The 12,573-nt window shown below is 61.7% G+C and carries 13 protein-coding genes, 1 tRNA gene and 3 pseudogenes; 8 read left to right on the top strand and 9 right to left on the bottom strand.

Going from position 1 to position 12,573, the window contains the following annotated elements; translation table 11 throughout:
* Positions 1-79: 79 nt before the first annotated feature.
* The gene (locus tag MUH00_RS08605; protein WP_247003682.1) at positions 80-871 is read left to right on the top strand and encodes a hypothetical protein; all 792 of its coding nucleotides are present in this window, start codon (positions 80-82) and stop codon (positions 869-871) included.
* Positions 872-874: 3 nt separating this feature from the next.
* Here the strand turns inward: MUH00_RS08605 and MUH00_RS08600 are convergent, their stop codons facing one another.
* The gene (locus tag MUH00_RS08600) at positions 875-1,060 is read right to left on the bottom strand and encodes a DUF8053 family protein (RefSeq protein ID WP_247003681.1); all 186 of its coding nucleotides are present in this window, start codon (positions 1,058-1,060) and stop codon (positions 875-877) included.
* 116 nt (positions 1,061-1,176) lie between these two features.
* On the opposite strand from MUH00_RS08600, the gene MUH00_RS08595 reads away from it, so the two are divergent.
* From MUH00_RS08595 to MUH00_RS08580, 4 genes are all read left to right on the top strand, one after another.
* Positions 1,177-1,572, top strand: coding sequence for a DUF8023 family protein (locus tag MUH00_RS08595; RefSeq protein WP_247003680.1), 396 nt, complete (start codon positions 1,177-1,179; stop codon positions 1,570-1,572).
* 5 nt (positions 1,573-1,577) lie between these two features.
* Positions 1,578-2,120, top strand: a complete 543-nt coding sequence (locus MUH00_RS08590) for a PGF-CTERM sorting domain-containing protein (protein WP_247003679.1) — start codon at positions 1,578-1,580, stop codon at positions 2,118-2,120.
* Entirely contained in the window at positions 2,117-2,767 is a 651-nt protein-coding gene (locus tag MUH00_RS08585; RefSeq protein ID WP_247003678.1) for a hypothetical protein, read from the top strand. The genes MUH00_RS08590 and MUH00_RS08585 overlap by 4 nt, the downstream gene beginning before the upstream one ends.
* A 150-nt stretch (positions 2,768-2,917) precedes the next feature.
* The gene (locus MUH00_RS08580) at positions 2,918-3,301 is read left to right on the top strand and encodes a PD-(D/E)XK family putative nuclease (protein ID WP_247003677.1); all 384 of its coding nucleotides are present in this window, start codon (positions 2,918-2,920) and stop codon (positions 3,299-3,301) included.
* A 187-nt stretch (positions 3,302-3,488) separates the two neighbouring features.
* Here the strand turns inward: MUH00_RS08580 and MUH00_RS08575 are convergent, their stop codons facing one another.
* The 3 genes and pseudogenes from MUH00_RS08575 to MUH00_RS08570 all read right to left on the bottom strand — a co-directional run.
* Complete coding sequence (locus MUH00_RS08575) at positions 3,489-6,713, bottom strand: MEDS domain-containing protein (protein ID WP_247003676.1); 3,225 nt, start codon at positions 6,711-6,713, stop codon at positions 3,489-3,491.
* Between the two features lie 250 nt (positions 6,714-6,963).
* Positions 6,964-7,140: pseudogene (locus MUH00_RS23175) on the bottom strand (DUF7692 domain-containing protein); the annotation flags it as partial.
* Positions 7,132-7,455, bottom strand: a pseudogene (locus MUH00_RS08570) (DUF7845 domain-containing protein); the annotation flags it as partial. The pseudogenes MUH00_RS23175 and MUH00_RS08570, both read right to left, overlap by 9 nt.
* Before the next feature lie 307 nt (positions 7,456-7,762).
* Here MUH00_RS08570 and MUH00_RS08565 point away from each other — a divergent pair.
* Entirely contained in the window at positions 7,763-7,969 is a 207-nt protein-coding gene (locus MUH00_RS08565; protein ID WP_247003675.1) for a DUF8066 domain-containing protein, read from the top strand.
* A 157-nt stretch (positions 7,970-8,126) separates the two neighbouring features.
* On the opposite strand, the gene MUH00_RS08560 is transcribed toward MUH00_RS08565, so the two are convergent.
* The 4 genes and pseudogenes from MUH00_RS08560 to MUH00_RS08550 all read right to left on the bottom strand — a co-directional run bounded on the left by MUH00_RS08560 (position 8,127) and on the right by MUH00_RS08550 (position 9,627).
* On the bottom strand, positions 8,127-8,366 hold the full coding sequence (locus MUH00_RS08560; protein ID WP_247003674.1) for a DUF7563 family protein: 240 nt from the start codon (positions 8,364-8,366) through the stop codon (positions 8,127-8,129).
* Between the two features lie 171 nt (positions 8,367-8,537).
* Positions 8,538-8,641 (bottom strand) — tRNA-Arg (locus MUH00_RS08555).
* A 53-nt stretch (positions 8,642-8,694) separates the two neighbouring features.
* Positions 8,695-9,071 (bottom strand): annotated as a pseudogene (locus MUH00_RS23070) (YccF domain-containing protein).
* A 160-nt stretch (positions 9,072-9,231) separates the two neighbouring features.
* Positions 9,232-9,627, bottom strand: a complete 396-nt coding sequence (locus MUH00_RS08550) for a hypothetical protein (RefSeq protein WP_247003673.1) — start codon at positions 9,625-9,627, stop codon at positions 9,232-9,234.
* Positions 9,628-10,002: 375 nt separating this feature from the next.
* Here MUH00_RS08550 and MUH00_RS08545 point away from each other — a divergent pair, with 375 nt between their 5' ends.
* Complete coding sequence (locus MUH00_RS08545; protein WP_247003672.1) at positions 10,003-10,581, top strand: AAA family ATPase; 579 nt, start codon at positions 10,003-10,005, stop codon at positions 10,579-10,581.
* Positions 10,578-10,991, top strand: coding sequence for an RNA-binding domain-containing protein (locus MUH00_RS08540; RefSeq protein WP_247003671.1), 414 nt, complete (start codon positions 10,578-10,580; stop codon positions 10,989-10,991). The genes MUH00_RS08545 and MUH00_RS08540 overlap by 4 nt, the downstream gene beginning before the upstream one ends.
* 75 nt (positions 10,992-11,066) lie before the next feature.
* Here the strand turns inward: MUH00_RS08540 and MUH00_RS08535 are convergent, their stop codons facing one another.
* Positions 11,067-12,509 (bottom strand): FAD-dependent oxidoreductase, encoded by a 1,443-nt coding sequence (locus MUH00_RS08535; protein WP_247003670.1) that lies wholly within the window; start codon positions 12,507-12,509, stop codon positions 11,067-11,069.
* Between the last annotated feature and the right edge of the window lie 64 nt (positions 12,510-12,573).

The raw sequence follows: 12,573 nt of genomic DNA, 5'->3' as shown, positions 1-12,573 counted from the left end.
AAGCGCCGCAGTCTTGCGATTTCAAACTGACCAACACGGTGTAATAACCGTTATGGCCGATCGGTTCCACCCTCGAATGATGACTGATCGCGTCCCGATCAGCGAGCGCGCGCTCGCCGCGACGTTTGACGGCGGGGCCTATCCCCACGCGTGGGAGGTGGTCGAACAGTACCGCCGTGCAACTGACTACGCGCGCAAGAACGACTGCAAGTCCGGTGCGACAGCCTCGGCGCTCGACCTGCCGCGATCGCGACTCCGGACCTGGATCGACGACGGTGGGGCGCCCGATGCCGTCCGGGCGATCGAGATCGCCCGTGATCGCGGCTGGCTGGATTCCGAGTTCGGCGATCCGGAATTCGCCGGCCTGAACGCACTCGTCGCGAACGTCTTCTCGGGTGGATCGATCGCAGCAGAGAATTACGCGCCCTCGTTCGCGATCAATCACCACGGCGAGGAATCGCATCTGTTCGACGCGCTCGAGCTGGCTGACGTCGACTATCGGATTGAAGCCGATCGCCACCGCCGAGCGGATGAGGCCCGGCCGAGTACCGACGGGACTGTCCTGGGGCGCGTGCTTGCTGCACTCGGAGCGCCGGTCGGGTCGAAAACCTCGCAGCGCCTGTCACTACCCGATTATCTCGACGACGCGCCGGCCGACGTCCGGGAGACGTTCGTCTATAGCTACCTCGAAAATCGCGCGGCTGAACACGACGAGAAGGCTACGCTCACGATCCAAGAGCAACGAAATCAGGAGTATCTCTCAGAGTTGGGAGCGTTGATCGAAGATGTCGCTGGCGATCGCGTCACGATCGGTGAGCAGCATATCACGATCTCCGCGGATGCCGCTCGGAACCTTGGCACGGTTCGATAATCGTCACGTCTCGATCTCCTCGATGCGTTCGAGCGTCCATTCACCGTCGCCGACGTGACGGATGTGAACGTGGTGTTCTTCTTTGAGTTCGCCGTTCTCGTCGAGCAGCCCCTCAACGCGGAGATCGTCTTTCGGGAGCGTGATCCCGAACGAATTCTTGTCTAATCGGCGGATTTTGTTTAACGCCATGCGCTGGGCGGCAACCCGCCTTGGTATAAATGTTGGTGACTATCGGCATTACCAAGGCATCACCTAGTTTTTACTGACATTTTTGCGCGGACGCGTGCGACGGCCGCCGTTGCACTATGGCAACGAACGAAATCGACCCAATCGACTACGCGGGAATCGTGGCATACCCAATTTTCGCCGGAATGATCTTCGGCGTCTGGACGTTCGCCCTGGACCTGTTCGGCGGGTTCAGCTTCACTGATCCGCTATGGACGGGCGCGGGCGGTCTGGAGATCTCGATCGCGCTGATCGGCGCGATCGCGGCGATCGGCTGGATCGTCGCGACGAACGAGATCGACGGCTCGGACTACGAGCAGTACGAGTACGGTGTGATCATCTTCGCGTTCCTGAGCGTGCCACTGTACGAGTTCGTCCCGGCGTTCCAGCAACTCGTTGGCGCCCATGACATCATCGCGCTGGTGCTATTCCTGCTCGTCTCGGGAGCGTCTGCCTACATCGCGTGGACGGAGTGATCTCAATGACGAGAACCTACAAACTGCTGGTTTCGCCGCAGACAGCGTACATACTTCTCGTTTCCTGGGTGACGCTGATTCTGATCTTGGGGGTCGGCATGGCCGCGGTCGCGAGTGCGGACAACGCCGGCGACGAGCTCGCGAACGAGACAGTCCTGCTGAGCAACGACACGGCGCCGATCGCGGTCGGAGTCGAGTGGAGCGAATCGCTCACCGACGCGGCGAACGAGACCGCTGACATGACGTTCTATAACGCGACCGAGTACGATGACGACCCAGCAAACGCGACAGCCGTCCTATCGGACAGTATCGCCGCTGACGTCGGGAATACGACCGAGAATGAGTACAACGCAACCAACAGCGCGCTCGAGTTTGGCGAGGAGTACCACGTCGTGCTCGAGGGCACCGACAGCGAGATCGCCGACGCCTGGATCGAGGAGGGCGGTGGCGCGCTGTTCGCCGGGTCGGGCGGCGCGGCCGCCGGCGTCGGCATCCTGGCGATCGTCGGAGTGCTCGGCATGTTCGTCTACATGGGGAGGGATTCATGAGTAGTTCGGCGGCAGTCTCGCCGCCGGACGCCGACGGCGGCATCTCGATCGAGGACGACGAACATCCGGCCCATGCCCATGGCGACGGCGACGTCTACGAGCACGGTCAGACGCTGATCGGCCGGCGTGACCTGCTGCGGAGATCGGCGGTCGCCGGCGGCGCGATCGCGGCCGCGATCGTCATCGTCGGTCATGACGGGAAGGACCTGCATCCAGCAGTTCGAGAGTTGTGTCTCGTCCTACAGAAGAAGGACAAGAAGATCGCCCGGTTCTACGAGTCGATCAACAACCGGAAGCCAAAGCAGCCAATCACACCGGAGATCACCGGCTGGCCGGACTCGATGTGGAAACCCAACGACAAGGACCCGGCGCCGTGGAGTTGGGCCGACGGTTCCGACGACGGTTCTGCCGAGAATGGTGAGCACATCGCCCGAGAAGACGCTTTCCGGGAGTTGGCGATCTGGACCGTGATCCACGAGCGGACGAGGGAACTGGGAGACGATGAGGATCGACTCTCGTTCGACAAAATCTCCCAGAAACGTCTTGACGGCGCGTATTCCGGCGAATGGTGTCGTCGACGGTGGAAGGAGTACGAGGGCGGCGAGCACGGGAACGTAGTTGCCGGAGTACAGCAGGCCATCGCATGACGGCGTGGACCTCCAACGATCCCACCAACACCAACCCCCACCCGTAGCCCATAGCGACGCTTCCTGCGGTCGCGTCTTTGACGCTATGGGCGATGTTAGCAGTCGTAAAACTGGTCCGGGAAAATATATATCACACGCGAGAGGAATCCAATGAACCGATCAAAGAAAGCGAATAAATACGGTACAGCCGTCGAGAAGAAGGTATTCAGCAAGTACGGAATCGTTCCGGCCCGTTCGTCATGGTGTGACGCCGAGTTTCGAACGACCGGCACACCGATCGAGATCAAATCGGCAATGCTCAGGCGTTCGAACGGCCAGCCGGGGAATTTCAAGCTCTATGAACAGTATCACCGACGTCTCCGGCGGAACGACGGCTATTACATTTTCGCCGTCTACCGTCCCTACGGTCGCGGAACTCGAGTGCTGAAAACAAAGTTAGTTCATTCGAGTCGGGTTCCACGTCTCAGCTGGCATGGCGGCGGCGAGCACCGTGACACCCGACAGGCGAAGCTCGCGATTGCAGATATTTTCTGATTCTCTATTGAATTTTCACGATTTCTAGTAGCTTTCCGCAGCCGTGCTGAATACATAGCGCGAATGTGGCACGGAGTGAGGAACGACCAACGCGGAAGGTCGAACGCTCAATACATGAGACGAACATCGCCCGGGTTATCCTCGGCCAGCAGAATCTCGATTCCCTCACTCATCTACGAACCACTACCTATGCGGATTTGCTCGCTTTCTTCTCGGGAACTGTGAATGAGAAAGTCGACCCCTCACCGAGTTCCGACTCAACCCAAATGCGGCCATTGTGAATATCAACGATCCGTTGGCAGAGTGCGAGGCCAATACCAGTGCCGGCATACTCGTCAGTGGTGTGGAGGCGGTTGAACACCTCAAAGATCTCCTCAGCCTTTTCCGAATCGATCCCGATTCCGTTATCCTGGACCGACAGCACCCATTCATCGTTTTGCTTCTCAGCGGTGACGTGAATATGCGGCGGCTCATCACCAGCGTACGTAATAGCGTTATCGAGCAGATTTTGGAACAGCTGCACCAGTTGCTGCTCGTCGCCTATGACCGTGGGCAGTGAATCCGAGGTAATCTCGGCGCTGCTCTCTTCGATGGCGATTTGAAGATTATCCGTCGCCTGGGCGAGCACGTCATTACAGTCCACGGGTTCGAATTCTTTGTCACTCGTGTTGAGCCGTGAATACTGCAGCAACGCATCGATCATCTCGCGCATCCGGTCGGCACCATCGACGGCGAACTCGATGTACTCCTGTGCGTCGGCATCGAGATCGTCGGCATATCGGTGTTCGAGCAGTTGGACATAACTCGACACCATCCGTAACGGCTCCTGGAGATCGTGGGAGGCGGCGTAGGCGAACCGTTTCAATTCGGCGTTCGAGCGTTCTAGTTGTGCGTTAGTTTGTTCGAGTTCCTGCTGGCGATGCTTGCGCTCGGTAATGTCGCTCGCCATACCAATCCATTCCTCAATGTCACTGTCCTCATTCAACATTGGTACCGCACGCGTGAATGACCAGCCCAGGCTGCCATCGGCCTGCTCCACCCGGTGTTCAATCTCGAACGTGCTCTTGGTCCGGACGGCTTCGTTGACGGCCTCCATGACGCGCTCCTGGTCGTCCGGGTGAATGTATTTGTCAAGCCAGTCGCTGGTCGGTTCGTTTGTGTCGGCGAGGAAGCCGTGGGCTTCGAGGTGTTGCATTTTGTTCCAATCGGGGCCCATGCGAAACACGGCTTCCGAACTCGCGGTGACCAACGCTCGGAATCGCTCCTCGCTTTCGCGCGCCGTTTCATACAGACGAGCATTATCAATGGCTACGGCCGCTTGGGCAGCAATCCCGGTGATGATGTTTTCATCCTTCTCGGTGAAGATGCTCCGCTCCGAATGGCCGAAGAAAAGGCCGCCGTGTACTTCACCGGAGTTCGAGATTACAGGAACCGCCAGGTAACTGCATACGGGCAGATGGCCTTCGGGCATCCCATCGTAGGGCGCGTTTTTACCGTACCGCGGATCTTTGGTGATGTCGTCCGAACGGACGACCCCCTCGCCGTGAAAGGTCGGGCCGAAGACCTCCGTATTGCGCGGCATCGGGAAGTCTTCGAATGCCTCATCAGGAACACCTGAGAGGGTATAGAGCGTGTAGGATTCGCCCTGGTCATCGATGACGTTATAGAAGAAAGCACCAAACTCCGCGCCGGTTATTTCCGTACCGGCGTCTGTAACCTCCTGCACCAGATTCTCGAGGTCGAGTTCGGCGGCCAATGAGTTGCCCGCCTGGTTGATCGTTTCGAGGGTGTGGGTTTGTTCGCGCAGCGCCTCCGCGGCCTGCCTGCGTTCAAGTTCATACTCCACCCACTTCCCCATCAGGTGGTGGAACGTGCGTTCGGCCTCTGAGAACTCCTCCTTTCGTGGTTCGTTCGAGACGAAGAAGAACGTCCGATCGACGTCACCATCGACTTCGAGTTGGGTTCCGAGGTATGCCTGGACGCCGAAGCGCTCGTAGCACAGTTTCCCCTCGAACCCCTCGCTTACAGGGTCGGTGACGGCAGCGGTTTCTCCGTCGTCCGCCACCAATCGGCAGTAGGTTTCGGAGAGCGGATACTGCTCGCCCGGGACGAGGTGGTCATGGTCCCCGCGTATGGTCTCCACCTCGAACAGATCGGCCGTCGGATCGATGCGGGCGATCCCGCCGTATTCGAGGCCGAACCGCTCGCAGCCGAGCTCAAGTACCGCTTGGAGTTTGTCGTCGAACGGCCGGTCGGAATCGGCCACAATCTCGTACAATCTCTGTTGGGCCTGCTCGTGTTCCTTGCGCTCGCTGATGTCGCGGATCGTCGCGAGCATGACCGGGCGGTCATCGACCTCGATTTGGGACGCCGAGATCTCAGTCGGAATCCGGCCCCGATCCCTGCTGCGGCAGGTGAGTTCGTCTGTCCAGCCGATCCCATCTTCGAACACCTCGTCAACGAACGTACTGAATCTGTCGAGTTCGTCGGGATACAAGTCGGAGGGGCCGCGCGACAGCAACTCGTCTCGTGCGTATCCAAGCATCTTGGATGCGGCCGGATTTGCAGCGAGGATTTCGTCCGCGTCGGAGTCAACGATGAGGGTGGCGTCGTGGTTGCTCTCGAAGACCTGCTTGAAGTGTTCTTTCGATTGCTGGAGTTCCGTCTTCGCCTCGGTCTGCTCGCGCAGCTTCCCCATCATCCGATCAACCTTGTCGGCTGGCTGCTCGGGGCCGAAGAACTCCTTGGGTGGGGTGTAGTAGACGTTGTGAGAGACCATGTTGTCGTGGATGAGGTGCGGGTGGGCCTCGATGACGTCTTCGAGCATCTCGGGTGGGAACCGCTCGCGATTATACTGACACATGACGGTGTAGTCCTCGTTCTGGAACAGAGAGTTGAGGGCCGCTTCGTACTCGACCAGTTGATCAGGGCTCGTATCCTCGTCCAGCGCCCACGTCATCTCGGTGGCTGCCCTGATTCCCGTGTAGCCGTCCTCGTCTGTTGCCTCCGTTAGGGAGTCCTCCCAGAACTCCAGTATCGCATCCTGATTGAACGTGCCGGTCCTGTGGTACGTGTCCGCCTCCGTGTGGACGGAAAGCGCACCCGAGTCAAGGGCACCGTCCACGTCAATGCCGCGGGCCCGCATCGCTTCCAGTACTTCTGCTTTCGAGTTGTCATCCGCGATGTACAGGCATCGCTTGCCCTGCTCAAGCCCTTGGTGGATGAACGGGATGACGGCCGCGAACTGCTCGTCTCGGTTCTTATATATGAGTGCAAAATGGTCGTTGGCGTGGTCGTGACCATCGAGGGATTCGACCGGGCCGCGAAACTCAGGACTCTGACGCAATGCCTCGAGGCCGCTTTCGAGACCCGGCGTCCCCGGTTGGTCACTGCGTTCGCCCTGTTGACTCATTGGCAAACGGTAGTTGGGTGGCACGGTTAAATGTAGTCTTCATCTGTACGTGGGTGATCCGCCCTCCTACTCCCACCGTTTGGAGTTAGCGCTCGGTAGATATGCATATCTACGGAACGGCTGGTTCAGTAGGGCGGGCATGAAACAAACGAGATCGTCGTGCTGAACTCATCCTCTGCATTCAGCAGCGTCCATCTATCAATTTCGAAGGGATCGGCAGAGCAAAGCCGCACAGAGATTTTCCCGCCAGTCACATCTCTCCTTTCGTCTGAACGGCTACCTCAGTCTCAACGTCAAAACTGACAGCTTTCGTGCTCAGTGTCTCGGCGATCTCCCGGCGCTGCTTGAGCGTCAGATCGTCGCGCTCCAAAACACGTCGAGCCGCGGCTACGAGCGTATCGACGTCGTTGCACGCGAAGGCGATCGCGCCGACGAACCCAACCTCGGTACCGCCGCCGGGAGTCTTCCAGGTCAGCTCTGCCTGCCGGAGAACCGCCGGATCGTTACCCGACTTCGACCACTTCTCGAGGGCTTCCGCCGCGATCGTCGCGACGTTCTCGAAGCTCCCGTACTTCAGCTTCGAGAGAATCGTGTCGACGCGGAGCCGCTTCGGATCGCCGCCCTGGTCGAACTCGATCTCGGCACCGTTCTCTGCAAGCCACTGCTGGAACGGCGAGAGTTCGGCGACGTGATCAGCCAACCCCATCACGTGCTGAATGCGATCGGCGAAGCTCTCGATCGCGTCCCCACTGGCCTTCGGACTCTCGAGTTCCGACGTCCGCGAACTCATAGCGGCCCCTCCCGCGCGTTACGGACGTCGCGCGTACAGTCCGTGAAGAGCCGGCGAAGGCCGGTGATTCGATCGCCGTAGCGCTCGCACTCGTCGGATTCGACGAGACGGCTCATCGGTCACCCCTCTCGCATCTCGTGGAGTTCTCAAAATTTGAAGGAGAATGCTCAGAGCCCGGCTGTAGTTGTCGCTGGAAGAGCGATGACAGTGTTTGGACGACAGCAGAACACTTTTGCAATAAATGTGAGAATTGATTATCATGTCCGCCGATGCAGTTCGAATCGACGTACCCATTATTCACACCTCGGTTGTCGTGTATCTCGCCGTCTTCAGCGTCGGATACGCTCTTTTTGTTTCGAATACGGTATTGGGCGTCCCGGTGATCTGGCTCGGCTTGGGACTGTACGTAACTTATCTGCTCTACAGGGTCGTGCTGGCAGTTGAACGAATTGCATACGAGTCCTGACCGTTCAGTACCGGCCGCGGCGTTACCGCCGTCGGTCTGGATCTCTCGCTCTTGTCTCTCGATCGCACGACGAACCTGCTCGTCGGTTACCTGGTGGGCTGGATGGGCAATCTTCGTCCGAGTCGCGACGTCGTACAGCCGGTTCGCCGGCACGAACTCAAACATCCGATTCACCCCCGTGGCGACCGGGCGACGTCTCCGGGTCCGGGCTGGCGATGTCTTTCCCCGCCGCGGAGCCGCGGCTCAGTCGAGCGTACGAATCACACTCGCCGCAGCGATGGGCCCGGTCGCGATCGTCACCGAAGACCCGGCGGAACCGATCGGTGACGTGGGCACCACAGTGGAGACACGTCGATCGATCCGTCGGCGTCCAGAGACCGGTACTCAAGCCGACCACCTCGCGATGCAACCGACAATGAAAATCGCCGGACTGCGACGGGGGGTGTTCAACTGTTGAACGAAGTCCAGATTCTCAGGACAGGTCTCGAAACGAGAAATGCCCGAATCTAGATGGGAGCAGCGTTCTCGCGGACTTCTGGATAGAAGCCCTAAAACGATAGTTTTCGGACGGGCACGATGGGATTCGAACCCACGACCGTCGGATGTCTTCCCCCACCGCGATCGCGACGGGGATAGAAGTCCGACGCTCTATCCGGACTGAGCTACGTGCCCTCGGCTACGAGTCGTCGATCGAACAGCATAAGCAGTGTGGATTTAGGCCGGGTCTAGCCGTGGAACCGGTACAGCGAGGTCACGAACGGGAGCCGGTTCGCCAGCCAGATCGCGATCGGCAGTCCGACGATCGTAATCGCCAGGAGGGCAGCGAGGTTCGCCCAGGGGAAGCTCAGCCATCAGCCGACGAACACGAGGTACGCCGCTCGAACTAGCAGCGAGCGCTGGCCGCGGGCGACGTCGGAGTTCGTGAAGGATCGCGGCTCCTGCAACGTTCGCACCGTCGAGACGAGGTTGATCAGTTGATCCTGATCGGCGCGAGCACCGCGGTCACAGTCAGCGCCCACGCGGTGTTGACGACGATCGGAGTGAGCCACCAGCCGACCAGATCGAACCAGATCGTGCGTACGAACATCGACCGGTGAGTCATAGTGCCCCGTAGTTTCGATCGAGAGATAGCAGTTTCGAGCGCGCCGCCGGTTCCGGAGTGCGAATCGACGACCCGGAGACGATTCTCGTTGTCGAGCCGGTCACCGCTCCGAACCGATCGAAAAAAGCCGAACCGAAGCCGAACCGTTCAACTGGCGGTACTACTCGACGATGTCTTCACCGAACTCGTCGCCCGAGCCGGACTCGTTGCCGGTGGACTCGTTGCCGGCGGACGTCTCGTTGCCGGCGGACGTCTCGTTGCCGGCGGACGTCTCGTTGCCGGCGGACGTCTCATTGCCGGCGGACGTCTCGTTCCCTATACCGCTATCGGACTCGTTGTTCTCGTCACCCATACCGCTGTCCTCGCTGCCGCCGAGTCCGCCATCTTCTCCCTCGCTCGTATTCTCCGTCCCGCCGTCGCCGGTGCTCGACTCGCCCCCGGATCCGGAGCCGTCGCTTCCGGACCCGGTGTCGTCCGAACAGCCGGCGATCGCTGCGATCGCACCGATGCCGACCGCCTTGGTGAATCGACGTCTATCGAGGAGTTTGGCTGTCATAGCGTGCGCTCGAAGCGAGGTCAATATGAAAGATAAGATGGACACTCCGTTTCGGAAAATAGTCTCGAATTCAAACGAATTACCGCGAGTCCGATCGCGGCCCCCGGACGATTGCGAGCGCGAACACTGTTTCCGCTCGAGAACGAGCCCCCTCTTATGGACGACCGGGTCAGTGAATGGCTCGTTTCCGTCCTGCGGCCGACGAGCGCGGTCGACGCGATCCGTTCCGCTCGCGAAACCGACGATACGCGACTCCTATCGGAGTTGCATCCAGCGAAACCGAGCCCGTATCGAACGGAACGAGCCGAGGGACGTGCGGCCCGCGACGAGCGACGAACACAGCCCTTATGCGGGTCTCGCCTGTATCCCCTCTCGATGCACGTCATCGGAACGGTCGGGCTCCCCGGCAGCGGGAAAGGCGAGGCCGCGACCGTCGCACGCGAGGAAGGAATCCCGGTGGTGACGATGGGCGACGTCGTCCGCCAGGAAACGGCCGATCGAGGCCTCGATCCGGCCAAGGACCACGGGAAGGTCGCGCAGGCGCTGCGCGACGAGAACGGACCGGCCGCGATCGCCGAGCGCTCGCTCCCGATGATCGAGGACCGCCTCGAGCAACACGAGACGGTGCTGGTCGACGGCATCCGATCGGACGTCGAGGTCGACGTCTTCGAGGACCGCTTCGGCGAGGACTTTACGCTGGTCAGCATCGAGGCGCCGTTCGAAGTGCGCGCAGAGCGGGTCGAGTCCCGCGGTCGGGACGCGAGCGAGGACGACGGCGGCGAAGGACTTGCTGCTCGGGACGCCCGCGAGCGCGGCTTCGGGATGGACGACGCGATGGTCCGGGCCGACGTCGTCGTCGAGAACACCGACACGCTCGAGGCGTACCGCGAGCGGATCCGAACGATCGTTCGCGAGGGCGCAGACCACGTCGATGCGGAGGTGCGCCGGTCGTGAGCGAGATCTACCGCGTCGACGTCGAGATCACGGCGCCGGTGTACGACACCGAGGTGACGAGCCGCGTCGCGGACGCGGTCGCGAACATCTTCCCCACCGCGGACCTCGAAGAGGGATTCGGCGAAATCAGGGGCGAAGCCCACTCGATGGACCACGTCTCGGAGCTCCTCCACAAGCAGGAGATCCTCGATACGGCCCGTGGCGAGTTCTTCGCGACCCGCGAGGGCGATACCTTCTCCTTCGCCCTGAAGAAGCAGGCGGCCTTCGAGGACCGGATCAACTTCTCGGTCGGCGAACCCGACGAGCTCGGCGAGATCAGCGTCCGCGTCCGGGTCGACGACCCGACCGTCGAGGAGTACATCGATCACGTCGCGCCGCCGACGGAAGACGGCCGGCCGATCGACGTCTGAACGCCGACCCATCCGACCGGCGCCGTCGCGGCGGTGCTCGAAACGGACCGAATCCGAGATCGCCGACCGACCCGGTCACCGCAACGTCCCCGAGAGGACTTTCGCGGCGACGAGCACGGGATCCCACGTCGTGTTGAACGGCGGCGCGTAGGCGAGATCGTAGTTCTCCAGTTCGAAAACGCTCGCGCCGTTCGTGATCGCGGCGACGATCGCGTGGCTTCGGTGCACGGCACCCTCGCCGTACTCGCTGGCGAGGCTCGCGCCGAGGACGCGCCCGGTGTTCCGATCGGCGGTGAGCGTGACGGTGACGGTCCCTCCCTCGGGGTAGTAGCCGGCCCGAGATTTCGCCTCGATCGTCTTGCTCACTGGATCGAAATCGGCTTCCCGGGCCGCCTCGTGGTCGAGGATCCCCGTTCGGGCCGCCTCGACGTCGAACGCCTTGATCGCTGCCGTGCCCGCCACGCCGCCGCCCTCGGTGGGGGTTCCCGCGACGGTCTGACCGACGGCGCGGCCGTGGCGGTTCGCGGTCAGTGCCAGCGGGGCGTACGTCGGGTCGCCGGTGACGACGTGCCTGGCCTCGGCGCAGTCGCCCGCCGCGTAGACGTCGGGCACGTTCGTCTCCCGGTACTCGTCGGTCGCGATCGCCCCCGTCGGCCCGAGTTCGACGTCCGCCGTTTCGGCGAGGCCGGTCCGGGGACGGACGCCGGTGCCGAGCAGAACCATCTCGACTGGGACCCGATCGTCGTCGGTGACGATCGCCGCGACCGTCTCGTCGTCCGTTCCGCCCGACGCGGCCGCGTCGCTCGCTAGTTCTCGCACGTCGGCGTCGAAGTGGACCGCGACATCTTGGTCGCCGAGGTGGTCGGCGATCCGTTCGCTCGTCGCCTCGCTGAACGTCTTCAGGACGCGATCGCCGCGCTGGAACAGGTGGGCTTCGAACCCGTTCGCGGCCAGCGCCTCGGCCATCTCGATCCCCACGTAGCCGCCGCCGACGACGCCGACGGGGCCCGCACAGTCCTCGAGGTACCGACAGGCTGGTCCCCGATCGGGCTGCTGGAAGGACTCGCCGTCCCGCGCTCGGGCGACGTACTCCCGGAGTTCCTTCCCGTCGCTCATCGATCCGAGGGTGTAGACGCCCGCCAGATCGGTTCCCTCGATTGGCGGGACGACGGCCGCGGCGCCGACCGCGAGCAGCAGGTGGTCGTACGACTCCGTGACCGTGCCGGCCTCGCTCTCGGCGGTGACGGTGCGCTCGTCGGGGTCGATCGAGACGACCTCGTGGCCCGTCCGGAGGTCGATGTCGCGCTCCTCGCGGAACTCTTCGGGGGTCACGGAGACGAGGGCCTCGAGCGACTGGATCTCGCCTTTCACGTAGTAGGGGAGCCCGCAGGCGCCGTAGGAAACCCACTCGCCCCGCTCGAAGACGACGACGTCGAGGTCGGGGTCGTCCCGTTTCGCCTTGCTCGCGGCGGACATCCCCGCCGCGTCGCCGCCGACGATGACGAAGGTGTCGGCCATACCCGTCGTTCTCCTCCCAGCTACATCAAACGGCGACCGCTCACGCAACCGTTGAATAGGCTTC

This window comes from Halosolutus gelatinilyticus (assembly GCF_023028105.1).
Classification (GTDB): Archaea; Halobacteriota; Halobacteria; order Halobacteriales; family Natrialbaceae; genus Halosolutus; species Halosolutus gelatinilyticus.
The sequence above is the reverse complement of the archived record's forward strand: the minus strand, read 5'-3'. Positions and strand labels throughout refer to the sequence as shown.

What these genes read in the sequence shown, in the direction of transcription:
- MUH00_RS08605 (WP_247003682.1), top strand. Translation starts at nt 80, where the DNA reads ATGACTGATCGCGTCCCGATCAGCGAGCGCGCGCTCGCCGCGACGTTT.
- MUH00_RS08600 (WP_247003681.1), bottom strand. Translation starts at nt 1,060, where the DNA reads ATGGCGTTAAACAAAATCCGCCGATTAGACAAGAATTCGTTCGGGATC.
- MUH00_RS08595 (WP_247003680.1), top strand. Translation starts at nt 1,177, where the DNA reads ATGGCAACGAACGAAATCGACCCAATCGACTACGCGGGAATCGTGGCA.
- MUH00_RS08590 (WP_247003679.1), top strand. Translation starts at nt 1,578, where the DNA reads ATGACGAGAACCTACAAACTGCTGGTTTCGCCGCAGACAGCGTACATA.
- MUH00_RS08585 (WP_247003678.1), top strand. Translation starts at nt 2,117, where the DNA reads ATGAGTAGTTCGGCGGCAGTCTCGCCGCCGGACGCCGACGGCGGCATC.
- MUH00_RS08580 (WP_247003677.1), top strand. Translation starts at nt 2,918, where the DNA reads ATGAACCGATCAAAGAAAGCGAATAAATACGGTACAGCCGTCGAGAAG.
- MUH00_RS08575 (WP_247003676.1), bottom strand. Translation starts at nt 6,713, where the DNA reads ATGAGTCAACAGGGCGAACGCAGTGACCAACCGGGGACGCCGGGTCTC.
- MUH00_RS08565 (WP_247003675.1), top strand. Translation starts at nt 7,763, where the DNA reads ATGTCCGCCGATGCAGTTCGAATCGACGTACCCATTATTCACACCTCG.
- MUH00_RS08550 (WP_247003673.1), bottom strand. Translation starts at nt 9,627, where the DNA reads ATGACAGCCAAACTCCTCGATAGACGTCGATTCACCAAGGCGGTCGGC.
- MUH00_RS08545 (WP_247003672.1), top strand. Translation starts at nt 10,003, where the DNA reads ATGCACGTCATCGGAACGGTCGGGCTCCCCGGCAGCGGGAAAGGCGAG.
- MUH00_RS08535 (WP_247003670.1), bottom strand. Translation starts at nt 12,509, where the DNA reads ATGGCCGACACCTTCGTCATCGTCGGCGGCGACGCGGCGGGGATGTCC.